Genomic DNA, 25629 nt, shown 5'->3' with positions numbered 1-25629 from the left:
TGCGAATGCGGAGCTCAATGGTATGAAGCATGTGGAGTTTGAAGTCGGCGCGTCCGAAGATGTGATTCCACGCTGGAAAGAGCAGGGCATCGAGGCGGATGTCATCGTGGTCGATCCACCGCGTAAAGGGTGCGATCCGCGCCTGCTAGAGACGATTCTTGAGATGAAACCGGAGCGGGTTGTGTATGTGAGTTGTAATCCTTCCACGCTGGCGAGAGATTTAAGGATGCTCGAAGATGGAGGATACAGTACGGTGGAGGTCACACCGGTGGATATGTTTCCGCATACGGTGCATGTGGAGAGTGTGGCGGTGTTAGTGAGGGATTAGTTGTAAATAGCAATTAAAGTCATCTCAAAGCCTATAAAGTCGTGTTAAAGCCTAAAGTTGTGTTACAAGCCGGGCGAAATTCAGGTATTCACTCCTGTTTTTCCTCGGTTTTTTATTGAATCCTTCCCCCTTCATTTTTCCATAGTCTTTCTTCTGTTTTTGTGGAATTAATTTAGAAAATGGAAATAAAGTAAGATAATAGTACATTAAAAACCTGTAGCATGTCTCATGGGAGCGCTAAAGATACATAAAGAAACAAGGAGGTTTGAAAATGACAAATAAAAGGTTTCCTTTTAAGCCCTTATCACTTTTGGTTGTTTTAGCAGTATTTCTATCCACATTTTGCGTAGCCTTACCGTCAGTGAGCGCAGCCGCTAGAGGAGCATGGGCTCCAAATACCGCATATGCAGTAAATGACACAGTAACCTATAGTGGAAGCACTTATACCTGTCTTCAGGCGCATACTTCTCTCGTAGGTTGGGAACCGTCCAATGTCCCTGCTTTATGGCAGAAAGGAGGTAGCGGCGGAACTACGCCACCAACAACACCACCGACAACGAACGGAGTAACATTCTATGCAGATATAAACTATGGAGGAAAAGCAGTGACACTCGGGATAGGGAATTATACACTGTCTCAGTTGAACGCAAACGGAATTCCGAATGACTGGATGTCGTCTCTTAAGGTTCCAAGCGGTTGGACGGTTGAAGTATATGAGAATGATAATTTTGGAGGAACCAAGTGGACCTTTACTTCAGATTCTTCCTGGGTTGGCAGCACGATCAATGACAAAATGTCATCGGTCAAGATTTATACGGGTTCACCGCCTCCTACAGTAACAAAGCCTGCCGAGGTTCCAAGCCATATATGGACATATGTCATGAATGCCGACAATACCTATGGGAAAGGCGGAGATTTTGCTTTATTGCTAAGTGCTGTTATCAAAAAGGAAAGCAGCTTTGGAGCGGGTTTACCAGGTAGTCCATCGGCCGGCGACGGATTGATGCAGGTAGAACCAAACACACGCAATGCGTATTTATCTCAATTCAGCTCAAAATTTGGCCGTGCGTATAATCATAGTAGTGAACAAGATCAGGTATATCTGGGGGCATTAATTTTAAATGAGAAGATTACGAAGTTTGGAAATATCTACAACGGATTATTACACTACAACGGTGGAGATAACTGGTATCCGGGAGCTACGGATTCTTATGGCCGTCCGATTCTGGCAGATCAATATGCAGATGCAGTTTACGCTACTTACAAGGGCTATGGTGGTAAGAATTAAGGTGTTACATTGATAGGTAAATTGAAAAATAGCGAGACGTGAAAGGATTTGCTTGTTGAGTGGAAGCGGCTTATTTAATTTGAAAGGGCATGAGTTACCAAGCAGATCATTGCTTGCATAACCCATGCCCTTTTTTCTTTATCAGGTTTTCTTCGACTACTAATTAGGCACCAAGGAACATCTTCATGTCATCTTCCACATTGGTAATGCCGCCGATGCCGAAGTTTTCCACGAGGACTTTGGCAACGTTAGGCGACAGGAATGCAGGGAGCGTAGGGCCCAGATGAATATTTTTGACACCAAGATAAAGCAGGGCAAGCAGCACGATCACCGCTTTTTGCTCATACCAGGCAATGTTATAGGAAATCGGCAGATCATTAATATCCTCAAGGCCGAATACTTCCTTCAGCTTCAATGCAATCACGACGAGGGAGTAAGAATCATTGCATTGACCAGCGTCCAGGACCCGCGGGATACTGCCGATTTCACCTAGATCCAGTTTATTGTATTTGTATTTGGCACAGCCAGCCGTTAGAATGACCGTGTCTGTTGGAAGCTCTGCCGCAAAATCGGTGTAATAGTTGCGGGATTTCATCCGTCCATCGCAGCCGGCCATGACGAAGAAGCGGCGGATCGCCCCGGATTTCACGGCATCGACGACTTGATCGGCCACGTTCATCACAGCGGCATGAGCGAAACCGCCGATGATCTCACCCGTTTCAAGCTCCGTTGGAGGTGGGCATCCTTTCGCTTGCTCGATCAATGCGGAGAAGTCTTTGGGAGCACCGTCTGTTCCTTCTGGAATATGGCGGACACCCGGAAACCCAGTATTGCCTGTTGTATATATACGGTCCTTATAACTGTCTTTCGGCGGAACGATACAGTTGGTTGTCATTAATATCGGTCCATTAAAGGCTGCGAATTCGCTATTCTGCTTCCACCAGGCATTCCCGTAATTGCCTACAAAATGCTCATATTTCTTGAATGCCGGATAATAGTGGGCAGGCAGCATTTCGCTGTGCGTGTATACGTCCACGCCGGTTCCTTCCGTCTGCTTCAGCAGCTCCTCCAAATCCTTCAGATCATGGCCGCTGATGAGAATGCCGGGCCGGTTGCTTACCCCGATATTGACCTTCGTCATTTCCGGATTTCCGTAAGCCGAGGTGTTCGCTTCATCCAGCATCGCCATGGCGTTTACGCCGTATTTGCCGGTTTCCATCGTCAAAGCGACCAGATCCTGCACTTCAAGGCTGTCGTCAAGCGTGGCGGCAAGCGCACGGCGCATAAAACGGTTTAATTCGTGATCATCCTTCTCCAGATGAAGCGCGTGGTACGTATAAGCAGCCATCCCCTTCAAGCCGTACGTGATCAATTCGCGCAGCGAGCGAATGTCTTCATTGCGGGTTGAGAGGACACCCACCGTACGTGCTTTTTCATCAAAAGCAGCTTCGTTATCCGCCTGCCAGACGGCGGCATCAGGGAGATTTGCGGTTCCTTCCGGATATTGTTCGTTATAATAGGTGCGCACCTCGCCGCGGAGCTCGATCGCTTCCCGGATTCTTCCCACAAACACCTCGCGGTCAAAGTTGGCGTTCGTAATCGTTGCAAACAAGGAGTCCATCATAAACAGCGATATGCGCTGTTCAAGCACCTCCGGCAGCCGGATATCCAGACTGAGAAAAGAGATGCCTTTCAGCAGATAAATCAGCAAATCCTGCAGGTTTGCCACATCATGCGGTTTGCCGCATACGCCGACAATGGTGCAGCCTGTTCCTTTGGATGCTTCCTGACATTGAAAGCAGAACATGGACGGCTGATGCTTTAAGGTCTGTTCTGTCGCGTTGTTATTCATTATTTCTCCTCCAATTTCGTGATTATTAGTCGTAAGGTCAGTATAAGATTGCCTCGCAATTGGACTGTTGAAGACAGTATACTTCGCTCCCACAACCGACATAGTGATTGGAATCACAATTTTTTTAAGTAGTGAGTTTAATCACAAACCCCGTCCGTTTCTTCTTTTAAACTGGAATTAATGACCTAAGAAGAAATGAGGAGAGAACATGTCGATTTTACCTCAAAAGAATGGACTGGGATTTTTCGAGATCCGTCTCGAATCCATCGGCGGGCTCGGCGCCAATCTGGCCGGAAAAATGCTGGCCGAAGCCGGGGTCACCGGCTCCGGACTTAACGGTTCGAATTTTTCCAGCTATGGTTCGGAGAAAAAAGGGTCGCCCGTGAAGAGTTTCGTAAGGTTCTGCGATCCCGAGGTGGAAATCCGCGATCACAGTCCCATTGAGCAGCCGCATGTCGTCGGCGTATTTCATGAAGCCTTGTATAAGACGATCGATGTCATAAGCGGATTACAGCCTGACGGAACGGTGCTTGTGAATACGGCGCGAGACCTTTCCGAAGTGGCCGTGGATCTGCACATGACGCAGGGAACGCTGGCCGTAGTGGATGCGCTGAAAATTTCCGTTGAGGAAAAAACCAAAGTGAATACGGCCATGCTGGGGGCTTTGTTCCGGATTTGCAGCTTCCTAAACCCGGACGATATGCGGCAGGTAATCCGCACGACTTTTGAGAAAAAGCTGCCCCACCTGGTGGAAGCGAATGTGCGGACCTTTGACAGAGGATATAACGAAGTCCGGTTCCTTTCCTTGGGAAACGGCTCAGAGCTTATAGACCCAATCGCTTTTGCAAGGCCGCAGCCGATGCTTGGATATGAAACGCAGGAGCTGGGCGGGATTTTGAACGTTACGGCGAACAGTGTCCTGAAGGATCTTGGCGGCTCCCGGCAGGGATATTTGCCAGAGTACAAGATCGAGGACTGCATTCACTGTGCCGCTTGCGATACGGTATGTCCGGATTTCTGCATCGTGTGGGAGAAGAAGCCGGATAAACGCGGGAATATGCAGATGTTTATGAAAGGTATCGATTATCAGTATTGCAAAGGCTGCTTGAAGTGTATCGAAGCTTGTCCGACCACCGCTTTGGCTGCCATGTTAGAAGAGCCGCATTATGCGGAGCAGCACCGTGTGCCGCAATCATTTCCCTATTTAACTGGGGAGGGAGTCTGATCATGAATATGCAAATTCAAGAAACAACGGAGAACAAGCTGGCGTCCGCTCAAACGGAAGTCTTCGAATCGGGCAACGAAATGGCTGCCATGGCAGCTGCCCAGATTAACTATCACATTATGGGTTATTTTCCGATTACGCCTTCTACGGAAATCGCCCAATATCTTGATATGATGCGTACACGCGGCGAACACGACATCAAGCTGATTCCAGCTGACGGCGAACATGGATCAGCGGGGATTTGCTACGGTGCGGCCGCAGCCGGAGCACGGGTATTCAATGCTACCAGCGCGAATGGTTTCCTGTATATGATCGAACAGCTTCCTGTGCAGGCGGGCACACGTTTCCCGATGGTCATGAATCTGGTGACGCGTGCAGTCAGCGGACCGCTGGATATTCGCGGTGACCATTCGGATCTTTACTACGGCCTGAATACCGGCTGGGTGATTTTGACCGCCCGTTCACCGCAGGCCGTGTATGACATGAATATCATGGCGCTGCGAATCGCTGAACATGAAGACGTACGCCTGCCGGTCATTGTAGCTTATGACGGATTTTTTACATCGCACCAGAAACGCCGGGTACACATATTTACGAACCGGGAAACCGTTCAAGAGTTTGTAGGGGAAAAGGCTCCTGAATATCCACATGTGCTGGACGAGAACAACCCGATCGTTGTTGGGGCTTATATGAACGGCGACGATTTGATGAACAACCACTTCCAACAGTCAAACGCCATGTACCGTGCGGGGGAAGTATTCAAGGAAGTGGCCGAGGAATATGCGGCTTTATCCGGAAGATCCTATTCGCCGCTTGATCTTTACCGAATGGAAGACGCAGAGGTGGCTTTATTCCTCCTCAATTCGGCGGCCGAATCCTCCAAAGACGTCGTGGATCGGCTGCGGGCGAAAGGAATTAAAGCGGGCATAATCAGCCCGAATATTCTCCGGCCGTTCCCGGCAAGAGAAATTCGCGAAGCGCTTATAGGTGTCAAAGCACTGCTGGTTGGCGAACGTGCAGATTCTTACGGTGCACACGGGGCCAATCTGACCCATGAGGTCAAAGCGGCCCTGCAGGAAATCCGTGGTCCGCAGCCTATTGTGCTGTCCCGCATATTTGGACTTGGCGGGAAAGACTATTACGCGGATGACGCGGAAGCTTTTTTTGCCTTGACGATCGAGGCCATGGAGCTCGGTTATGCCAAAGTGCCGTTTGATTATTACGGCCAAACCCCGGGAGCTGAGGAGCAGAGGCTGCAGCCGGTCATTGCCCCGATGAATGGAGACAGCTTTAAATCTGGCCTGATCACCGTAAAGGTGGATGAAGAGACAAGTAAATTAGCCGTCAAAGTGCCGCCGATGCGGGCGCTTGCCGCGAAACCGAAACGGTTTGCTTCCGGTCACGGAGCCTGCCCGGGCTGCGGTATTTTCCCGGCGCTGGAGCTCTTTTTCAAAGGGATTGAAGGCGATGTCGTTACTTTATTCCATACCGGCTGCGCTTATATCACAACAACGGGTTATCCATATAACTCGCATAAGCAGAGCTTCATTCATAATTTGTTCCAGAACGGACCGGCTACTTTATCCGGCACGGTAGAAGCGTTCCTTGAGAAGAAACGCCGCGGGGAAATCGAGGTTCCTGAGGATTTCACTTTTGTGATGGTGACCGGCGACGGCGGCATGGACATCGGGATGGGTTCGGCCATCGGGACGGCGCTGCGGGGCCATAACCTGATCATTCTGGAATATGATAATGAAGGCTATATGAACACCGGTGCGCAGCTTTCGTACTCCACGCCATTAGGACACATGACCAGTACGTCCGGTGTCGGCAAACAGCAGCAGGGCAAAGCGTTCCATCATAAAGATACGGTACAAATGATGGCGGCGGCACATATTCCGTACGTATTCACGGGGACGGAAGCATTTCCGCAGGACCTTGTGAAAAAGGCGGCAAAAGCGCAGTGGTACGCTCAGAATGTAGGTACCGTCTACGGCAAGCTGCTGATCACATGCCCGCTGAACTGGAAATCGAGCGACAAGGATGGGGAGAACATCGTCCGCGCGGCCGTGAATTCAAACTTCTTCCCACTGTATGAAGTGGAGCAGGGAGAAACGAACATTACGTACGATCCTGAAGCGAAGAAGAAACGGGTGCCGCTCAGCGATTGGCTGAAATACATGGGCAAATCAAGACATCTGCTCAAGGAAGAAAACAAAGAAATGCTTGGCGAATTTGAAAAAGAAGTGGAGCGGCGCTGGTCGATTCTGAAAGCGAAACACGAGAACCCGCTGCTATAAAATATTCAATTCAGCATACCAGGATTACAACAACGGAGCGGGCATTGTCCCGCTTCTTTTTTTGTTTAGGTATGGACGTATCGTTATGACTATGGAGAACTATAACCCAAAAGGTGCTTTTTAAGTTATAATAATTAAAAATTTGCGAAAAAACGGTGGGAGGGTTGATCATGCAGAGATCCTGGTACAAGCGTCTATTGCTCTCCTATATGCCCATTTTTGTTATTGTGATTACCTTTATATTTTTTGTTTTCTTTCAGCTGTTCAGCGAACAGAGCCGGCGGGAGGCGCTTAACGCCAATAAGTCGCTCTCCTTGCAGGCGATGCGCATGGTGGACACGTCTCTGAAGGTGATCGACAATATGATCGTCCTCGAGAGCATCAACAGCAAGGCTTTGAATGATTTCTTCAAATCATCTGCCGTTGGCGATCCATATATTAATATTCAAGCTGTTCAGAAGCTCAAGGAGATTATTAATTATTATCCCTTGATCGACTCGATTTATCTGGTGAGGAATTCGGACGGCTATGTGCTCAGCAATGCCACGAATGGATACGTAAGTACATATCCGGACCATGAATTTATTGAACAATATCAAGTATCGAAAACACCGAAATGGACAGGCGCGAGAAATTTCGAACAATTTAAAATGAAAGGCGGCAAGCAGGTGGTCAGCCTGGTCAGAGGATCGCCTTACATGAAAAACGACTTAGGCATGATCGTTGTCAATGTGAGCACGGAATCCTTGAACAAGCTTACCGAAGAGATGCTGGATTCCAACATGAGCTTCATTCAGGTTCAGGATACCTCCGGAAACCATTTGTTCGGCACCAAAGCGGATCGTCCGCCATCCCAAGTCAATTCCCAGTATGTATCAAGCTATACGAATTGGAACTATGGAAGCGGTTTGTTGAACAATGGTTTTGTAAGCGCTATCTCTTATCTCTATAATCTTTGGTTTATCATAGGTCTTGGCATGATTGCCATCGGCTTCCTATGGATGATTTATGTTTCCAGGCGAAATTCCAAGCCCATTGAGGAAATCGCTGCCCGTTTCAGCAGCTATTCGCTTCCGGTGGTGAGCAGTGGCCGACGTAAGGGGAAGCTGGATGAATTCGCATTTATCGAATCCGCCTTTGACAGTATACTGGAACAATCCAAGGAATATCAGGAGAAATACCGGGAGGATCTCCATGTCAGGACCCGGTTTATGTTCCGCCAGCTGATCGAAGGGGACTCGCCTCTATCTGTATCCGAATGGAAGTCTGAAGCGGATCGACTGAATTTGCCGCTGCCACTGGACCGATATCGTATGCTCATCCTGGAGATTGATAAGTACGGGGATTTCTGTCGGGATTATTCCAAGACCGATCAAGATCTGCTTAAATTCACTCTGCGGACGGTCGTGGATGAGATCGCTTCGAAATGGGACTGCCGGCTGTGGTCGGAATGGACATCACCTTCCAACCTGTCCATTATTCTGTTTGAAGAACGGGATCAGGACAAGTTTGAGGAGGCCGTACTGGTTCCGATTGCGGAACAAATCCTGGCATGGACGCACCAAAACTTGAAATTTACAATTACGATGGGAATGGGTCGGTCGACGGATCAGATTGGCGATATTCCGCAATCCTATAAAGATGCGATGCAAGCCTTAAAGTATAAAATCGTGCTCGGTGAGAATCGTTTGATCCGCAGCGAGGATATTTCGAGCCATGGCATTGTCGAGGTTTATACGCATTTAGGTGAGATTCGTGCAATCATCCAGTCCTTCAGAATGCAGAAGGAGCAGTGGAGCGACGATTACGATAAATGGTTTGAACAGCTGAAGAACAGCCTCTTGACCAATGATGAAATATTCAGCCTGATGAATTATCTGGTTTATTACACCGGCCGCGAAATGTCGGGACTAGGCAAGGAAATTTACAACAAGTGGATACAGGAGGAATTGCCGAAGCTGACGGTAAAGGTAGACAATTCCTATTCCCTGGAACAGCTGAGACAGGAAATTAAACAAGTGCTGACGGAGCATTATGAACAGATGAAGCAGATTCATCATGACAACCAATACTCCAGCATCATTAGAAACATATGCGATTTAATTGAGCGTGACTATGCGAATCCGGAGCTGTCCCTTGAAATGCTGGGCGATCGGTATCAGCTGAACGCCAAATATGTGAGCAAATTGTTTAAGGAAAATACCGGACAAAGGTTCGTTGATTTCCTGATTGATATCCGTATGAAGGAAGCGAAGCGGCTGCTGACGGAAACCGATTATTCCGTGCAGGAGATCGCAGAGCGGGTCGGATATGCCCATGCTATTTCGTTTACCCGCGTTTTCAAGAGGACGGCTGGAGTTACCCCGGGCGAATACCGGAATGGCCGGAAGGCCAAGGAACGGGGAGAAAATGATTCAGCAGTAGAAAACGGTTAAGGCGGCGATCATGGATCGCTGCCTTTTTTGATTGAGAACGAACCCGCTGTTAAGGCGTTCTATCCGCCTGGAATGAACCCTGATTCGCTTTCTATGAGGAGGCCCAGGCGAAAATGGTTAGTCGTTTTTATTTTTGTTTCTTGTTGCCGGGCGTCGTTGTTGTATACACTCGGTTTACATCGCAAGGACCTGAAAGTAGGAATGGACGAAAGGAGCTAACCCGCATGCCGAGACTGAACGCTAGGCTTCAAACCGAACCAAGCCTGGAACCGAAACCTCCCATAATATTGAAAGCGTTGCCAGAAGTGAAGAAAGGAAGGTCCAGAGGAAAACAAATTAAGCGTCATTGGCAGTTGTATCTCGTTCTCTTGTTACCCGTTCTTTATTTGATTATTTTCAAATACATACCGATGGCCGGTATTGTAATCGCATTCAAGAATTATAACGTCATCCAGGGAATCTGGGGCAGCGACTGGGTCGGGCTGAAATATTTTCGCCAGTTCTTCGATTCGCCGAACTTCTGGCTCTACATTAAGAATACGCTTGGCATTAGCTTCTACGGATTGATTGTAGGCTTTCCCGCACCGATCCTGCTGGCACTCGCGCTGAATGAAATCCGCAACGGTCTATTCAAGAAGACGGTACAGATGGTTTCATATGCCCCTTATTTCATATCTACGGTGATTATGGTTTCGATCATTATCGTCAACTTGACGCCAAATGTGGGGATGATCAGTAAATTTTTCGAGATGTTAGGTATGAGCAATACGAATTTTATGGGTATACCGGGCCTGTTTAAGTCCATTTACGTCTGGTCCGATGTTTGGCAATTTACAGGTTACGGAGCGATTATCTATATCGCGGCACTGTCCGGCGTTAACCCGGAGCTGTACGAATCAGCCAAAGTAGATGGCGCGTCCCGCATCCAGAAGATTCTGAACATCGATATACCAAGCCTTATTCCCGTATCGGTCATTCTGCTCATTCTCAATCTGGGCAACATCATGAAACTAGGCTTTGAAAAAATATACCTGATGCAAAATCCGCTTAACTTAAGCACATCGGAAGTCATATCCACTTATGTGTACAAGGTTGGTTTGCTGGGCTCCAGCTTCAGCTTCTCAACGGCGATCGGTCTCTTCAACTCGGTCATCAATCTTATTCTGCTGGTGTCCGTCAATTACATCGCCAGAAAGCTGTCGAACAGCAGCTTGTGGTAGGCCTGTTCTACGCAGCCAGTAAACAATAGCAACTTTGGAAAGAGAGGAGACCCCATGTTCAAAAAAGCCGCTATACGTGAATCGAAAGGCGACCGCCTATTCATGTTCTTGATCTATCTGTTCTTGACCCTGGTTCTTATTGCCGTAGCTGTACCATTAATCTACATCGTAAGCTCGTCCTTCAGCTCGCCTCAGGCGGTTACATCGGGCAAGGTTTGGCTGTTTCCCGTAGATTTTACGCTGGACGGCTACAAGGCGGTATTCAATAATCCGCAGATCGGCGTCGGCTATCTGAATTCCCTCTTTTATACCGTTGTCGGCACCCTCATCAATGTAACGCTCACGATTATGCTGGCTTATCCGCTGGCGAAGAAGTCGCTTTACGGCCGCAATTTCTTCATGGTTCTGCTGGTGATCACGATGATGTTCGAAGGAGGACTGATTCCTTATTACCTCGTCGTTAAGAATCTGCATCTGCTGGATACGCGGTGGGCCATGATTTTACCGGGGGCACTGGGGGTATTCCAGGTTATCGTCGCAAGGACGTTTTTCCAAACCACGATTCCCGATGAATTGGCGGAAGCCGCGGAGCTGGACGGATGCAGTGACATCCGGTTCATATTCAGCATTGTCCTGCCGCTGTCCAAACCCATTATTGCGGTCATGACATTGATGTATGCAGTCGGGCATTGGAATGCTTATTTTGATGCACTGATCTTCTTAAGGAATCCTGACTTGTTCCCGCTTCAAATCATTCTCAGAAACATTCTAATTCTGAATTCAGTCGATGCTTCCATGATGGCGGATGTGAGCCAGATGCAGGCGCAGCAGGGGCTCAAGGACTTGCTAAAATATTCCTTGATCGTTGTTGCCAGCTTGCCTGTGCTTATCATATATCCTTTCGTCCAGAAACATTTTGTCAAAGGCGTCATGATCGGCTCGCTAAAGGGCTGATCATGACAGAGCGATCATGGTTTCAAGGAGGTGAGGCTGTACATTATTCAGATACGGCAAAAGCTGGTGGAGGCAAAAGCTTAGGAAAGGGCCAAACGCCCGAAATACGGATGATAAACGGGGGTATATTCGATGGAAAAGAGCATGAAGAAGAAAAACTGGCTAGGTATCATTAGCTGCCTAATGGCTGGCATGCTGCTGCTTAGTGCCTGCGGCGGAACCAATTCCGGCAATCAGTCAACTGGCAAGACGGCCGACAACGGTGCTGCCAATGAAGATTTATTTAATGCTGTTGGTTCCTATCCGATCGTGAAGGAGCCGATGACCATTAAAATGTTCGCGCCTCAGTTTGCGTCAATCGAAAACATGGATACCAACCTATTTACCAAACATCTTGAAGAGAAGACGAACATCAATATCGCTTGGGACCTAGTACCGGAAAATGCTTTGAACGACCGCAAGCAGCTCATGCTGGCTGGCGGCGATTATCCTGAAGTCATTCTCCAAGGGAATTTGACCAAGGAAGAGCAAATGAAGTATGGGTCGCAGGGCGTGTTTATCCCTCTGAATGATTTGATAGACCAATATGCACCCAATATCAAGAAAGCGATGGAGGATATCCCTTACATGAAAGCCTCCATCACGACTCCGGACGGCAACATCTATGCATTGCCGCAGGTCAATGAATGCTACCATTGTGACAATGCGCTCAAAATGTGGATCAATAAAAAATGGCTCGATCAAGTGGGACTGCCTGTTCCAACGACAACTGACGAATTTTATACGGTGCTGAAGGCATTCAAAGAGAAGGATCCGAACGGCAACGGGAAACAAGATGAACTCCCGCTGACAGGCTCGGATGAAATGTGGGCAGGCAACGTCTCCGCCTTCCTGATGAACTCGTTTATCCTTGATGATTACGTCGACAAGGGCTCGGGTACGTTCCTCCGCGTCATGGATGGCAAAGTTGATTTTACGGCAAACAAAGAAGAGTGGAAGCAAGGCCTCCTTTATCTGAATCAATTGTACAAAGAGGGATTAATTGATCCCGCAGCCTTTACCCAGAATGCCGATGCTGTTCAGCAAATGGCCAACCGGGAACCGGACAATATTATGGGTACGCTTTCAACTGCATTAATCAGTTATGCTTACAGCATGGATGATAAGGCGCCGCGTCATAAAGATTATGTTGCCCTGCCTCCGCTAAAAGGTCCGAATGGTGTGCAGCAGACGCTGAATTTTGCGGGAATCGCTGTCTCGCAATTTGCGATTACGAATAAAGCGACGAAAGAGCAGCAGATTGCCGCCATCCGGTTAGCGGATTATCTGTATACGGAAGAAGCGATCGTGTTGCAGGAACATGGCCCTGAAGGCAAAGGGTGGCGGAAAGCTGAATCCGGAGAAAAGGGTATGGATGGAAAGCAGGCTAAATATACAGCTATTCCTATCCCCGACAAAAAGCCGACGCATAATGACGGTTGGGAGCAGATCGGTCCGTCACTGAGAACCTACGCTTATCGCGCGTCCTGGACAGCTCCTCAGGATCCGCTCGCTTCCGATGGATACGGTACCCGTCTGAATCAAGTCTCCGAGGAATATGAACCGTATCAATCCAAGGAGCAATATCCATCGGGATTGTTCATAGCGCTTGAAGATGCCGAGCTCGTAGCTCAGATCAAGACAACGCTTGTCGACTACGTGAAATCCAATATGGCCCAGTTTATTACAGGCTCCAAAGATATTAACAAAGAATGGGATGCATATGTGAAAGGGCTGGATGGCATGCAGCTGAGCCAGTACCTGGAAATCTATCAAAAGGCATTGGATGCCGGGAAATAATGCTAAATCGGTTCCCTGCGCACGGGTCTCCCTTGCGCAGGGGATCATCATTTTCATAGAAAGCAGGTGTATGATTCAATGAATGAACTTGCAAAGCCATCTCCGCAGCAGCTGGCATGGCAGGATATGGAGCTGGGTATGTTCTGCCATTTCGGTATGAATACGTTTTGCGATCAGGAGTGGGGAGACGGAACGGATTCAGCGGAAATCTTTAATCCGGAGCAGTTGGATGCACGGCAGTGGGCCAGGACCGCAAAACGAGCAGGCTTCAAGTATCTGGTATTGACCGCAAAGCATCATGACGGATTCTGTCTGTGGCCGACGAAAACGACTGATTACTCCGTGAAGTCCAGCCCATGGAAAGGCGGCAAAGGGGATGTCGTCCGTGAGGTTGCCGATGCCTGCAGAGAGGAAGGGCTCCAGTTCGGATTATATCTGTCCCCCTGGGATCGTCATGAACCTTGTTATCCCGATAAAGAGGCTTATGACGATTTTTATGCGGAACAATTAACGGAGCTTCTGACCGGGTATGGACCGTTGGTCGAAGTGTGGTTCGACGGAGCCGGTTCCCAAGGCAGGGAATACGATTGGAACAGAATCATCGGTCTGATTGATAAATACCAGCCGGATGCGATAGTCTTTAATATGGGGCGCCCAACGATTCGCTGGGTAGGGAATGAAGACGGCGTTGCGCCTTATCCGTGCTGGAATACGGCCACCACGGCGAAGGAGAGCATGTTCACCAGCGATATGATGACCTGGATGGAAGGGACTCCGTCTTGGGTACCGGCTGAATGCGATGTTCCGATCCGCAAGCGTCACTGGTTCTGGCATCCTGACGATGAAGCAAGCTTAAGAAGCTTGGAGGAAGTATTGGATATTTATTACCGCTCGGTCGGCCATGGCGCTACGCTGCTCTTGAATATATCCCCGGACAACCGCGGGCTGCTGCCTGAAGTGGATGTGGAGCGCGTCATCGAATTCGGAGATGAAATCCGCCGCAGATTCGGGCAGCCGGTTGTCCAAACGAGTGGAGAAGGAACCGAGCTGCTTCTGAAGCTGGAGCATATTCAGCCAGTCAATCACGTCATCATCATGGAAGACATTGCCCATGGGGAGCGTGTGCGTGAATATGTGCTCGAAGCATTCAGCCATGGCGAATGGAAAGAGCTTGTACGTGGAAGTGCGATCGGGCATAAAAAAATCGACCGGTTCGACACCGTCGAAACCGATCAATTGCGGGTTCGTATTCTTTCCAGCGTGGAGCAGCCTTTGATCCGCAATTTGGCTGCATATCACGTGGAATGAAATGAGTAAAACCAAGAACAGACTGCCACGGCAGTCTGTTCTTGGTATTTGGTACTTCGTCTATATTTCTTAAGTGGAGCTTAGAAAATACGGCCTGGGTATCTTGAGTTTACGCCCTTTCATATGCATTGTTTGGAAAAAAACGGTGCGGACATAAGGAGAACGGCAGAGAAGGAAGCCTTGATGAGCTGTCAAAACGAACCTTGAAGCGGATATTCCATTCAATATGCGGGACATGTTATGGGTTGTTTTTTGGCAGGGGTTTATTCATACTGAATAAGATGTGCAGATGAATACCGCGCCCCTCAGGGTTTGAAAATATAGGAGGAACCATGTCCTGGAGCAAATTGAAGCAACAGCTGGAGAGCTTTCTCAGTCCAACATTAGCTGGAAGAGTTGAATATCGCGCAACCGGTTATCGTTATTTACCTGATAAAGCAGGGCTTTGTTATATTTCGGTAGATAAAAAGAACGTACTTAATATGAGTGATAAGACCAGCTCCATCCGATGGTATCAGACGGAGCTGGAAATTAAGAATGATCCCCATATCCAAATTCCGATCAGCGATGATGAATTGGAAGCCGTCAGAAAGGAAACCAAAGGGACCGTTCCAGAGGATCGTCTAAACGTCATTGCAAGAAATAGAAAAGTGTCCGTACTTGCAAAGGAGCTTTTGTCAGCACAGGCTGCATTAAGTAAATCCAATTTTGTCGCTACAGCGAATAAGTTCTTATCTACTTCTATAGAAGAAAGCATGGAGAGCGATGATATCTTATTGAATATTCTAGCTTTGGTAGACAGACGAGTTGGCAAAAAGCGGATTGTAAACATGGCCGAGAAGATGAAGTTAAAGCATCCGATTGTGCAGTATTTTTATGAACTGCGGCGCCGTGCGTGACGAGCATAAATATTTTCGTTACTCGCTTCCGATGATATCAAAAGGCGGTAGATAGAGATCAGCTTGGGTCCAAACGCAAATATGTAGGATGCTAAAAATAGTTGGGGACGAGATGGGGATGCGCGGCAATCGCGTCTTCGTTCCAATCGTTACGATGAATTGCAAAACGGCATGCAGGACAGGAAATCAGTCATTGCACGCCGCTTTCATGTACATTAGAAGTTCATATAAATAAATTCCTGCGTTTCTCCGGAAAAGAACAAAATACCAAGTACGATGGCGATCAGGACGATGGCTCCGCCAAGTGCCACTCCCACCATCATCAGTGCCCTTACGACATGATGAGTGAGGCTGCGGGTTTTCGTTTCGGCCGATGTGGTGCTATGGGGCTGTAATTCCATAATCTTTCATCCTCATATACAAGATTTCGCCAAACATGTTATTCCCTTTGTCGATAAGATGGGCCGAGTCGCGATAATATTCATGCGGGATTGTATTGTTCTCCTCTTGATTAAATTCGATATAGGGGTATCCTCTCGACTCTACCAACTTCTGATAAGCGCCCATCGCTTCGGTATATTCGCTCCAATGGAAAAGCTTCTTGTTGGCAATATGCTCTTTATCCAGCGGAGCCGAATAGAACACGGCTTTCTTATGGTGCTCCTGCAGCAGTTCAAGCGTTTTTTCAATCATGAACAACCCGAAGCTGTGATCTTGATCAAAAGGCTTACTCCACCGATAAAGCTCTGCATAGTGCTTGTCGATGCCTTCCTGTTGAGCGTCATTCATTTTGTCATAAGCGGTATACATCGGCGTATAGCTTTCTTCTATCCCTTTTCTTTCATTTTCGTTCTTGTGGACTTCCTGGCGGATTTTCTCCATCGGCGTACGAGTCATGAACAGACGGTAGCTGATCGCATCGCGATCATGATAGAGGGCCCACTTATTCAGAAAATGGGACGTTACCCAATTGTGGGCGTTGCTTGGGAGCGATTCGCGGTTTTTGTCCGGGAAATCAACCAGCCAGCTGCGCGGGATAGGTTGACCCAGCTTCTCCACCAGCGACGGATAGACGACAACGTTCGGATCATTATCCGAGACGACGACGATCCCATAATTGATCTCATAGACGACATAATCAATCTCGTCAATCATCGAGGCGAGCAGGGCGTAAGTCTCCGTAAATCTTCCGCCGGAAATCCCCAGGTTGATCACGCGGCTGTCTTTCAAATGAGCTTGAAGGACGCCGGCCGAGGTATTCTCCCCCTTTTGTACGGTCGTGCCGAAGACCGTGGAGGGCCCGAACATGCCAATCACCTTTGTGCCGTCATCCGGATGCTCCTTCAAGTATTCGACCCATAACGGCGTAAAGACAATGGCATCGTATGTCGGAACGCGAAGCTCTTTTTCCGCATGCGTCACGACTTCTTGTCTCATTTGATCGACCACTTGATCGGCTTCAATGCTCAAGCCAAGCAATCCGACCAAGGCAAAGGAGATCAGCATGACGGACACGGTTTTATTCAAAACTAATTTACGCAAGATATCTTACACTTCCATTTCCATCCATATTCGGGGATCGGTAACTTATCGCATACCAAGCAGCCGGAGCATTAAATCCCATCCGTCTGCGATCGGCAAAATGAAAAATACGCGGCTGATCGTTACACCGAAGAATGTGATCAACATCGCGACAGTGACCGTTACCGGCTTCAGCCATTTCGGAACAGGCTTTAATGCAGGCTTTAGCTGCTTCACATAATAGCGATGAATGCACAGCATCACGCCATGGAACATGCCCCAAATGACGAAATTCCAGGCGGCTCCGTGCCAGAGGCCGGAGACAGTCATCGTCGCCATCAGATTGAAATAGACCCGGGGAGCAGGGACACGGCTTCCCCCGAGGGGGAAATACACATAGCGGGTCAGCCATGAACCGAGCGAAATGTGCCAACGGTTCCAGAACTCGGCTATGCTGCGGGCCAAATAAGGGAAGCGGAAGTTCTCCGGGATGACAATGCCGAACAAGCGAGCTGTCCCAATGGCAATGTCTGAATAGCCAGAAAAATCAAAATAGATGACGAACGTATAGGAGACAAGCGAAATCCAGAGTCTGGCGGTATCTGCCTCAGCTATGCCGGACGCCGAGTAGACGGGCTGCGCCAGCATATCAATGGATCCGGCGAGGACGAGCTTTTTGAAAAGGCCGCACCCGATTCGGGCGACTCCGATCAGCATGTGGTCCAAGTGAAATCTCGATGATAGCTGCGGATTAAACATCTGAAATTGCTTAATTGGGCCCGCCACCATCGACGGGAAGAAGAAAATGAACGACAACAGACCTTCCGGCCGATGCTCCGGCAGCGTTCCGCGTTTGCGTTCAACCAAGTAATGAATCAGCTCGAACGTGAAGTAGGAAATGCCGAGCGGGAGCACAATCTGTTCTGCCTTAGGCAAGAAGGGCTGATGAATAAAACCAAATAGATTATGTAGTGTATCCAGCATCATATTCGTGTACTTGAAATAACCAAGGACCAGAATGGCGGTAACGATACCTGCGGGATAAATCCATCGCCTGCTCCATTTCGCTGCAGATTTCACGACAATAATCGCGATGATAACTTCCGCAAGCAACAGGAACAGGTAAGCACCTGCATAATTGTAGTAAAATGCGACGCCTGAGGCAAAGAGTACCCAGGGTCTGAGACGATGCGGCATGAGGTGATACGTGACGACAGCCACGAACACGAACAGCCAATAAAACCAATCCGTATACATCATAATTTTCCGTATCCACCATCCGAGTTGCCAAAAATACTTATCTCTTAAAGCACTTATCCATATTACAGTATCCATCAGTTGAAACGTATGGGAATTTTATGAATATATTGATTTTTAAGTGGTTATCGAATCCAAAAACCGATTCAAGTTCATGCCCCTTAGGGGAAGCACATAGAATAGACGATCATCATTCTACCAAAGTTGCAACTGGCTGTTCTAAAGCATCATGGAGGGGGAGCGGTCATGGCAATCGAACCCTAATAATCAGTGCGGGACGGCTTTTTAGTTCGTTGCCAACGGAACCGGACTAAATTAAAGCCCCTTCTTCTAGCGATCGCCCCTCCTTTTTTCGAATCTATGGGGAGTATGCTCCTCTCTGGATTATGATATAGTCATTGAAGTGTCTGCGATATAACATAAACTGCCGTTTGATTTACGCTGCTTAAACATGCTATAAGTGAAGAAAAAGCAAGGACATGAACAGGTTGTACTTACTAATTTCGGGATAAAGATTTGTCCTGGTATGTATAGAGGAGTATTGGATATGACAGATCATTTTTGGCGTGATTTACCGCGGCCTTTCTTTATACTGGCGCCCATGGAAGATGTGACGGATGTTGTGTTTCGCCATGTCGTAAGTGAAGCAGCCAGACCGGATGTGTTTTTTACGGAGTTTGCGAATACAGAGAGCTATTGTCACCCGGAAGGGAACCACAGTGTGCGCGGACGTTTGACTTTTACGGAGGATGAACAGCCGATGGTAGCCCATATCTGGGGAGATAAGCCGGAATTCTTTCGTCAGATGAGTATCGGCATGGCGAAAGAAGGGTTTAAAGGCATCGATATTAATATGGGTTGTCCTGTAGCGAATGTAGCCGAGAATGGGAAGGGAAGCGGACTGATCTGCCGTCCCGACATTGCAGCGGACATTATCCAGGCAGCCAAAGCCGGGGGACTGCCGGTCAGTGTAAAAACAAGGCTCGGTTTCACCGCGGTAGACGAATGGCGCGACTGGTTGACCCATATTTTGAAGCAAGACATTGTGAATCTGTCGATTCATCTGCGGACAAGAGAGGAAATGAGCAAAGTCGACGCGCATTGGGAACTGATTCCGGAGATTAAGAAGCTTCGCGATGAGGTGGCGCCCGATACGCTGCTGACCATTAACGGGGATATTCCTGACCGCCAGACCGGTCTGAAGCTCGCTGAACAATACGGTGTGGATGGCATCATGATTGGGCGCGGGATTTTTCATAATCCATTCGCTTTTGAGAAGGAGCCGAAGGATCATAGCAGTGAGGAATTGCTTGGTCTGCTGCGGCTGCATCTGGATCTCCATGATCAATATTCGGCACAGATGCGGCGCTCCTTCAGCGCACTTGTCCGCTTCTTCAAAATCTATGTCCGTGGATTCCGAGGGGCAGGTGAACTCCGAAATCAATTAATGAACGCAAAGTCAACAAGTGAAGTACGTGCGCTCCTCGATGAGTTTGGAAGCAAGCATTCTGATGAGGCAGATGAACGAGGAAATTAAATGGACAGGCTGGAGAACACCAGCGCGCGCTTCAGGAGAACAAATATTATTTTTGGAAAACATGGCCGTTTTGGCTGTGTTTTTTCTTTTGGACAATCTCAGCCGTCATGCTTGCTATAGCTTTTAGCTATAACTAGTTATGAGATTTTGGTATGCCTTATAACTCTGCTCGTCGTGATATGATATCGCTATACAACGAGGGGGTTATGTACATGACTGATAAGTTTCAGATCGTAGGAAGTTTGTTGCGGCCCGAAGAGCTGCTGAAATATAAAACGCAAATTGAACATCGGGATGATATCCGGTATCCGTTCTATGAAAACTTCGAAGGGTATGCCGAGTGCGAGACCGAGGCGATCAAACAGGTCGTGAAAAAGGAAATCGAGCATAACCTGTCGGTTGTTACGGACGGCGAATTCTCCAAATCGATGTGGCATCTGGATTTTGTATGGGGTTTTGGCGGAGCCCAGCGTTATATCGCGGACCATGGCTACTTTTTCCGGGATGTGGACGGAACCTCGAAATATGAAACACGCAAAGATATTGGCCTGCGCATTACAGGCAAACTGAGCGGAAAGAATCATCACTTCATTAAGTTGTTCAAACAGCTGCAAGAAACGGCTGGCGACCAGCAAACGAAGCTTTGCGTACCATCTCCTTCTCATATCTACGGTGAACTCTCCTGGTCGGATAACATTGGCGGCACGGATGCGGTTTATCAGAACAAACAGGAGCTCAAAGCGGGCCTGGTGAGCGCGTATAAGGAATTCGTGGCGGAATTCGCTGCGGCAGGCGGCAAAATCCTGCAGTTCGATGATTGCTTATGGGAGCTGTTTGCAGACGACAACCCGAACTCTCCGTTTACAGGGGAGCATATTAATCAAGCGGAAGTACAGGGTCTCGCCACCGAATTTATTGAGATTAACAATACGGTGATTGACTTCGGTCATAGCCTCGGCTTGAAAATGTGGACGCATAACTGCCGCGGTAACTATGATTCCCGCAATATGGGCGGTGGATCTTATGCGAAAATCGCCAACCTGTTCCTGAAGCAGTTGAAATATGATCGCTTCTTCCTGGAGTGGGATGATGATCGTGCGGGTTCGATTGAAGCACTGGAGGTATTCAAGGACAGACCGGAAACGGAGATTGTTCTGGGCTTGCTGTCTTCCAAAACCAATACGCTGGATGATGAAGCACGCGTCATCCGTCTGCTTGACGAAGCATCGAAAATCATTGATAAGGATCGTCTGCTGCTCTCGCATCAATGCGGCTTTGCATCCTGCGATGGCGGTAACGAGCTAAGCGAGGCCGAGCAATGGGCGAAAATCGATCAAGGCCAACAGATTGCCAAGCAATATTGGGGTAGCTAGACAATAAAACGAGATATTAATATAAACGGCGACCTTTTCCTGGAATTCAATCAGGGGAGAGGTCGCCGTGTTTTTTTGGATGGTCCCTAGTTGTTCAATGTGATCAAACGATCATTTCTGGTCTTTGCATGAGTCATACCTCCAAGATCAACTTAGTGAGCAGAGTCCTTTATCAAATATTCCATGTTTGCATACCGTTAATCCGCTGTCTGCACCGCCGAATGCCGTGATGCCATGCTGGACAATACAAACACGGCAATGATGGCGATGAGAACGCCGAATACCCCGAACCAGGTAATGGATGCCAAAGAAACACGGTTAACGATCAGCCCGCCGATTCCTGCGCCGACAGCCATGGCAAACTGCATCATGGAACTGTTCAAGCTCAGCATGACGCCCGAGGATTCAGGAACAAGCTTGACCAGGTTAAATTGCTGCGCAGGAGCGGATGACCAGGCGGCAAAAGACCAGAGGATCAAAATGGCGAATACGGCAATGACCGACTGTCCGACTAAGGATAGCAAAATCAACGAAATGACGTGAAGCGCCATCCCTGACACGAGCGTGAATATAATGCCCTGTTTATCCGCGCTGTAGCCGCCGACTTTCGAGCCAATCAAACTGGCAATGCCGAACACGAACAGAGCTGCGCTAATCAATGATTCATTTAAATGAGTCACCTCTAGCAGATAAGGGGAGATGTAAGTATAGGCAAGGGAATATCCGCCCAACCAGAAAAAAGTAATCGCTAAAGCAACCAAAACCTGAGGTTTTTTTAACAAAGCAAATTGTTTGATCAAAGGGACAGGCTTGTCGCCCTGCATACGTGGAAAAACCGCAGCAATGACAAGCATGGCGATGCCCCCGACAATTGCGATGGCCAGAAATACCGCTTTCCAGCCAAAAGCCGAGGCTACCATTCTGCCGAGTGGGACGCCGATGATGAGCGATGCGGTAATGCCCATGGTGACGTTGGCGATGGCGCTGGCTTGCTTGCCTGGCGGAGCGATTTTGGCGGCGATACTGAGCGCGTTAACGGTGACCAGCCCTGCGCCTAACGCCGTAATGATTCTAGCGGCAATGAAGAGACCGAAGCCGGACAATATAAATGTCAGCAGATTTGCGATAATAAAGAGGCCCAGCGAATAAAGTAGGAGCTTACGCCGGTCCATTTTGGCCGTCAGCGCCATTAAAATAGGCGTGCCGACCGCATAGGCCAGGGAATACACCGTAATGAGCTGGCCTGCTGCCGCAACGCTTGTTCCCATCGTCTCTGCGATCCGGTCCAATATCCCGGAAATGATGTAATTGGATGTTCCAACTAAAAAGCTGACCAAGGCTAGGACGTAAACTTTCCATGTGTTCTTCATAATTCACTCTCCCGATGTGTTTAAATAACGATGTTTTTAAAAATATCGAAATAAATAAAAGTCGCAATTAATGCATATATCAGCATATACTCATATATAGGTTAATTGTGATCATCAAATCAAAGAAGCCCCTAGCTTGTTGACTGGCTCCTCTGGCTGCTTCTGCCAATTCATAGCATTGTTCAGCGGCTCTATCTGCAGGCAGGGTCTCGATCAAATCTGCGCGTTCGCCAAATCGAATCTAACACCATTCAGCTAATATATGAAACCGACATGGTTCTCTCCTCCTTTTGGAAAAGCGGTATTCTGCATTTTGTTCAATACAACATTAGTTGTTTGAACAACACCTGTTGTATTTATATGTTATGATAACAACAGAATGGTGCGCAATCATCAAAAACCATAAACCGTTGTATAGACAACACCAATTCTATAATGTCGTTTTATTGGGGAGATCAAAACCATGGCAATTAAAAAGAATGAAGCTGATCCTCGTGTGATACGTACACGGCGACTCCTTCAAGACGCTTTTGCTTCGTTAATTCAAGAAAAAGACTTTGAATCGATAACCGTTAGGGATATTGCAGAGCGGGCTACTGTTAACAGAGCGACTTTTTATGCGCACTTTGTAGATAAATTCGAAATTCTAGAGGCCAGACTAATGGATTCCTTTATGACAATCATAAATCGTCGTATAAGCGGTCACGAAGTATTAAATGAAGAAACCATTCAGAGTATTTTTCTGGGTGTATGCGATTTTCACAAGAGTCTAAGCACTATGTGCAAAAGAAGGTATACATCGCTTGGAGCTGTATTCGAAATTCAAATAAAGGAAAAAATTCAAACGATACTTCTTTCCTTTATAGACAAAGACAAGATGCTGTCGAGTCCAAACGCGCAATTCTTAATGAATACAGCTACTAACATGTTAAGTTGGGGGATGTATGGGGCGGCTTACGCTTGGAACAATGAGGGGCGTCTAATAAGTGCGGAATCATTCGTTAAACAGACTATGCCCTTAGTGATGAACGGAGCTAAAGAATTGCTGGGATAGGTCCTGTCGCTATTGCTCTATCCTGAGGAAGAAACAAGATGCAATGCGGACAATTTGCGACTCTTGTACCGACCGTTTAAGAGCGTACCGGAATCATGAGTTTGAGGCGATTCGTCTGACGGCACTGGATATTTGGACCGTTCTTGAATAGAAAGACTGTTTGGGTCGGATGGTTGCATCCATAGAATGGCCAGGTATGAATATCAAACTTGAATCATTTCATTTTCCGAGAGGGGAGCAAGGGCGATGCTATATTTAAGTAACTTCAAACTCTCTTCTACCATTTCGAGCAACCCGAATATCTATCCCGATCATGTGTTCAGGCACATGGCAGGGGAGGTTCTGCTGTTTGATCGAATCACGGTATTATACGGCAGTAACGGCTCCGGCAAATCCACCTTGCTGAATTTAATCGCCAATAAATTGGGTATCGCGGGCGCTGAGCGAATGGCCACTTATGGACACAGCATCTATGTTCAGCGGTTTATCGAGGAAAGCAGCTATCAACTCGGGCAAGATGAACAGGAGCGTCCCCTATATAAGCTTCCCGACGGGAGCCGTTACATCAAGTCAGAGGATCTGTTGTATGAAATCAAGAAAATACAGCAGGAAAGCGTGCTTCGCGAAGGGCTGCTGCATGAGCAGCTCGTTCAGGGAAAGAGCAAGGCCGAGGTAGAAGAGCTGGAGCAGTCGTATGAATTCAAGAAGAAGATGGACATCATTCAATTCGCTCAGGAGAAATATTCGAACGGGGAAAGCTCGATGCAGTTTTTCGAGGAATATTTGCTTCCCGGGCGACTGTATTTATTGGATGAACCGGAAACGTCGCTTTCTCCGGCGAATCAAATCAAGCTGGCCGAGCAAATGAACGATTTGGCGCGTTATTTTGACAGTCAGTTTATTATTGCTACGCACTCTCCCTTTGTTCTGGGTACGCTTCATGCGAAGATTTACAACCTCGATGCCAAGATGTTGCAAACGGCCGAATGGTTTGAGCTGGACAATGTCCAATTCTTTTACCGGTTTTTTCATAAACATCAAAGATTGTTTGAATGAATAGGTTCAAGTATCAGAAGAGGTATCCTTCGAGTAAGGATATCTCTTTTTGGTATGGGGGCTTTATCTACTTAGTACATGGTCCTGCTTGAATGTTGAACGTATAAGGATTGAAAGATAATTTGGCAGAGCCATCAAATACATTGATTTTTATGCAAAAAGTTGTATAATCTACTTAATTAACGTTAATTAAATGGCGAAAAGGGGATGAACATGACCAGATCGAAGCTGAAAGAGGCTGCGCTGAGGTTATTCGGACAGAAGGGCTACGATGGAACGGCATTATCGGAAATCGCGAAGGAGGTTGGCGTCAAAACTCCGGCAATCTACGCCTTTTTCGAAAGCAAGGAAGATCTGTTCATGACGGTCTTCGAAGAATCGATGAGCGCCTATAACGAATATATCCAAGCGATGGCAGAAACCAGCAAAGGAATGAGCACGAAGAAAAAATTGCATGCGCTGCTGCTTCGCCAATACGATTTCCACCGGGACAAGCAGGAGCTTGCCGTATTTGCCTTCCGGTACTTGGTTTTCCCGCCGGATTTCCTAATGGATCGGATGCAGGAGGCGTTTGGGCGTTTCGATACGCTTTTGAGCAGCATTATCAGTGAGATCATGCAGGAAGGTCTGGAAAGCGGCGAACTGGCCATCGTCCCGATGGAGACGCTGGTGGATTCGTACCTCACCTTGATGGACGGACTGGGCATGCAATATTACTACTATAAATCGCCGGAGCTGTTCGAACGGAAACTGAAACATGCCTTTGAGATGTTCTGGAGATCCGTCGAAGCTTAGGCAATCAACAAGATGGTA

At 47.8% G+C, this 25629-nt stretch carries 19 protein-coding genes and 1 pseudogene; 15 read left to right on the top strand and 5 right to left on the bottom strand.

Going from position 1 to position 25629, the window contains the following annotated elements; genetic code table 11:
• Positions 1–328: pseudogene (locus HMPREF9412_RS19510) on the top strand (23S rRNA (uracil(1939)-C(5))-methyltransferase RlmD); the annotation flags it as partial.
• A 271-nt stretch (positions 329–599) separates the two neighbouring features.
• Positions 600–1616 (top strand): carbohydrate-binding protein, encoded by a 1017-nt coding sequence (locus HMPREF9412_RS19505; RefSeq protein ID WP_009593431.1) that lies wholly within the window; start codon positions 600–602, stop codon positions 1614–1616.
• A gap of 163 nt (positions 1617–1779) precedes the next feature.
• Here the strand turns inward: HMPREF9412_RS19505 and hcp are convergent, their stop codons facing one another.
• Complete coding sequence (hcp, locus tag HMPREF9412_RS19500) at positions 1780–3468, bottom strand: hydroxylamine reductase (RefSeq protein ID WP_009593399.1); 1689 nt, start codon at positions 3466–3468, stop codon at positions 1780–1782.
• Between the two features lie 208 nt (positions 3469–3676).
• Between hcp and HMPREF9412_RS19495 the strand changes: the two genes are divergently transcribed.
• The 8 genes from HMPREF9412_RS19495 (at position 3677) to HMPREF9412_RS19460 (ending at position 15648) form a co-directional block, all read left to right on the top strand.
• Complete coding sequence (locus HMPREF9412_RS19495) at positions 3677–4693, top strand: 2-oxoacid:acceptor oxidoreductase family protein (RefSeq protein ID WP_009593420.1); 1017 nt, start codon at positions 3677–3679, stop codon at positions 4691–4693.
• 2 nt (positions 4694–4695) lie between these two features.
• Positions 4696–6993 (top strand): thiamine pyrophosphate-dependent enzyme, encoded by a 2298-nt coding sequence (locus HMPREF9412_RS19490; RefSeq protein WP_009593432.1) that lies wholly within the window; start codon positions 4696–4698, stop codon positions 6991–6993.
• A 170-nt stretch (positions 6994–7163) separates the two neighbouring features.
• Positions 7164–9428: a helix-turn-helix domain-containing protein gene (locus tag HMPREF9412_RS19485; RefSeq protein WP_009593403.1), complete on the top strand. Its 2265-nt coding sequence runs from the start codon at positions 7164–7166 to the stop codon at positions 9426–9428.
• Between the two features lie 224 nt (positions 9429–9652).
• Complete coding sequence (locus HMPREF9412_RS19480; RefSeq protein ID WP_009593427.1) at positions 9653–10648, top strand: ABC transporter permease; 996 nt, start codon at positions 9653–9655, stop codon at positions 10646–10648.
• Positions 10649–10702: 54 nt separating this feature from the next.
• On the top strand, positions 10703–11602 hold the full coding sequence (locus tag HMPREF9412_RS19475) for a carbohydrate ABC transporter permease (RefSeq protein ID WP_009593409.1): 900 nt from the start codon (positions 10703–10705) through the stop codon (positions 11600–11602).
• 132 nt (positions 11603–11734) lie between these two features.
• Complete coding sequence (locus HMPREF9412_RS19470) at positions 11735–13441, top strand: ABC transporter substrate-binding protein (protein ID WP_009593423.1); 1707 nt, start codon at positions 11735–11737, stop codon at positions 13439–13441.
• 78 nt (positions 13442–13519) lie between these two features.
• Positions 13520–14749 carry an alpha-L-fucosidase gene (locus tag HMPREF9412_RS19465; RefSeq protein ID WP_009593433.1) on the top strand — a complete coding sequence of 410 codons (1230 nt, stop codon included), beginning with the start codon at positions 13520–13522 and terminating at the stop codon, positions 14747–14749.
• 332 nt (positions 14750–15081) lie between these two features.
• Positions 15082–15648 (top strand): SF0329 family protein, encoded by a 567-nt coding sequence (locus tag HMPREF9412_RS19460; RefSeq protein WP_009593407.1) that lies wholly within the window; start codon positions 15082–15084, stop codon positions 15646–15648.
• Positions 15649–15863: 215 nt separating this feature from the next.
• Here HMPREF9412_RS19460 and HMPREF9412_RS19455 read toward each other — a convergent pair whose 3' ends face one another.
• The 3 genes from HMPREF9412_RS19455 to HMPREF9412_RS19445 are packed head-to-tail and all read right to left on the bottom strand — an operon-like array spanning position 15864 to position 18429.
• On the bottom strand, positions 15864–16049 hold the full coding sequence (locus HMPREF9412_RS19455) for a hypothetical protein (RefSeq protein ID WP_009593411.1): 186 nt from the start codon (positions 16047–16049) through the stop codon (positions 15864–15866).
• Positions 16030–17190, bottom strand: coding sequence for a hypothetical protein (locus tag HMPREF9412_RS19450; protein WP_009593430.1), 1161 nt, complete (start codon positions 17188–17190; stop codon positions 16030–16032). The genes HMPREF9412_RS19455 and HMPREF9412_RS19450 overlap by 20 nt, the downstream gene beginning before the upstream one ends.
• Before the next feature lie 45 nt (positions 17191–17235).
• On the bottom strand, positions 17236–18429 hold the full coding sequence (locus HMPREF9412_RS19445) for an MBOAT family O-acyltransferase (RefSeq protein ID WP_009593421.1): 1194 nt from the start codon (positions 18427–18429) through the stop codon (positions 17236–17238).
• Between the two features lie 544 nt (positions 18430–18973).
• Between HMPREF9412_RS19445 and HMPREF9412_RS19440 the strand changes: the two genes are divergently transcribed.
• Both HMPREF9412_RS19440 and HMPREF9412_RS19435 read left to right on the top strand, forming a co-directional pair.
• Positions 18974–19963, top strand: a complete 990-nt coding sequence (locus HMPREF9412_RS19440; RefSeq protein WP_009593401.1) for a tRNA dihydrouridine synthase — start codon at positions 18974–18976, stop codon at positions 19961–19963.
• Between the two features lie 212 nt (positions 19964–20175).
• On the top strand, positions 20176–21336 hold the full coding sequence (locus HMPREF9412_RS19435) for a cobalamin-independent methionine synthase II family protein (protein WP_036672785.1): 1161 nt from the start codon (positions 20176–20178) through the stop codon (positions 21334–21336).
• A 197-nt stretch (positions 21337–21533) separates the two neighbouring features.
• Here the strand turns inward: HMPREF9412_RS19435 and HMPREF9412_RS19430 are convergent, their stop codons facing one another.
• Entirely contained in the window at positions 21534–22706 is a 1173-nt protein-coding gene (locus HMPREF9412_RS19430; protein ID WP_009593404.1) for an MFS transporter, read from the bottom strand.
• Positions 22707–23169: 463 nt separating this feature from the next.
• Here HMPREF9412_RS19430 and HMPREF9412_RS19425 point away from each other — a divergent pair, with 463 nt between their 5' ends.
• The 3 genes from HMPREF9412_RS19425 to HMPREF9412_RS19415 all read left to right on the top strand — a co-directional run bounded on the left by HMPREF9412_RS19425 (position 23170) and on the right by HMPREF9412_RS19415 (position 25611).
• Complete coding sequence (locus HMPREF9412_RS19425) at positions 23170–23760, top strand: TetR/AcrR family transcriptional regulator (RefSeq protein WP_009593414.1); 591 nt, start codon at positions 23170–23172, stop codon at positions 23758–23760.
• A 246-nt stretch (positions 23761–24006) separates the two neighbouring features.
• Positions 24007–24816, top strand: a complete 810-nt coding sequence (locus HMPREF9412_RS19420; RefSeq protein WP_009593426.1) for an AAA family ATPase — start codon at positions 24007–24009, stop codon at positions 24814–24816.
• A gap of 213 nt (positions 24817–25029) precedes the next feature.
• Positions 25030–25611, top strand: a complete 582-nt coding sequence (locus HMPREF9412_RS19415; protein ID WP_009593429.1) for a TetR/AcrR family transcriptional regulator — start codon at positions 25030–25032, stop codon at positions 25609–25611.
• Positions 25612–25629: the final 18 nt, after the last annotated feature.

The sequence above is a fragment of the Paenibacillus sp. HGF5 genome (assembly GCF_000204455.1).
Lineage (GTDB): Bacteria > Bacillota > Bacilli > Paenibacillales > Paenibacillaceae > Paenibacillus_AQ > Paenibacillus_AQ lautus_A.
The sequence above is the reverse complement of the archived record's forward strand: the minus strand, read 5'-3'. Positions and strand labels throughout refer to the sequence as shown.

Coding starts and splice junctions, on each gene's coding strand:
- HMPREF9412_RS19505 (WP_009593431.1), top strand. CDS start 600: ATGACAAATAAAAGGTTTCCTTTTAAGCCCTTATCACTTTTGGTTGTT.
- hcp (WP_009593399.1), bottom strand. CDS start 3,468: ATGAATAACAACGCGACAGAACAGACCTTAAAGCATCAGCCGTCCATG.
- HMPREF9412_RS19495 (WP_009593420.1), top strand. CDS start 3,677: ATGTCGATTTTACCTCAAAAGAATGGACTGGGATTTTTCGAGATCCGT.
- HMPREF9412_RS19490 (WP_009593432.1), top strand. CDS start 4,696: ATGAATATGCAAATTCAAGAAACAACGGAGAACAAGCTGGCGTCCGCT.
- HMPREF9412_RS19485 (WP_009593403.1), top strand. CDS start 7,164: ATGCAGAGATCCTGGTACAAGCGTCTATTGCTCTCCTATATGCCCATT.
- HMPREF9412_RS19480 (WP_009593427.1), top strand. CDS start 9,653: ATGCCGAGACTGAACGCTAGGCTTCAAACCGAACCAAGCCTGGAACCG.
- HMPREF9412_RS19475 (WP_009593409.1), top strand. CDS start 10,703: ATGTTCAAAAAAGCCGCTATACGTGAATCGAAAGGCGACCGCCTATTC.
- HMPREF9412_RS19470 (WP_009593423.1), top strand. CDS start 11,735: ATGGAAAAGAGCATGAAGAAGAAAAACTGGCTAGGTATCATTAGCTGC.
- HMPREF9412_RS19465 (WP_009593433.1), top strand. CDS start 13,520: ATGAATGAACTTGCAAAGCCATCTCCGCAGCAGCTGGCATGGCAGGAT.
- HMPREF9412_RS19460 (WP_009593407.1), top strand. CDS start 15,082: ATGTCCTGGAGCAAATTGAAGCAACAGCTGGAGAGCTTTCTCAGTCCA.
- HMPREF9412_RS19455 (WP_009593411.1), bottom strand. CDS start 16,049: ATGGAATTACAGCCCCATAGCACCACATCGGCCGAAACGAAAACCCGC.
- HMPREF9412_RS19445 (WP_009593421.1), bottom strand. CDS start 18,429: ATGATGTATACGGATTGGTTTTATTGGCTGTTCGTGTTCGTGGCTGTC.
- HMPREF9412_RS19440 (WP_009593401.1), top strand. CDS start 18,974: ATGACAGATCATTTTTGGCGTGATTTACCGCGGCCTTTCTTTATACTG.
- HMPREF9412_RS19435 (WP_036672785.1), top strand. CDS start 20,176: ATGACTGATAAGTTTCAGATCGTAGGAAGTTTGTTGCGGCCCGAAGAG.
- HMPREF9412_RS19430 (WP_009593404.1), bottom strand. CDS start 22,706: ATGAAGAACACATGGAAAGTTTACGTCCTAGCCTTGGTCAGCTTTTTA.
- HMPREF9412_RS19425 (WP_009593414.1), top strand. CDS start 23,170: ATGGCAATTAAAAAGAATGAAGCTGATCCTCGTGTGATACGTACACGG.
- HMPREF9412_RS19420 (WP_009593426.1), top strand. CDS start 24,007: ATGCTATATTTAAGTAACTTCAAACTCTCTTCTACCATTTCGAGCAAC.
- HMPREF9412_RS19415 (WP_009593429.1), top strand. CDS start 25,030: ATGACCAGATCGAAGCTGAAAGAGGCTGCGCTGAGGTTATTCGGACAG.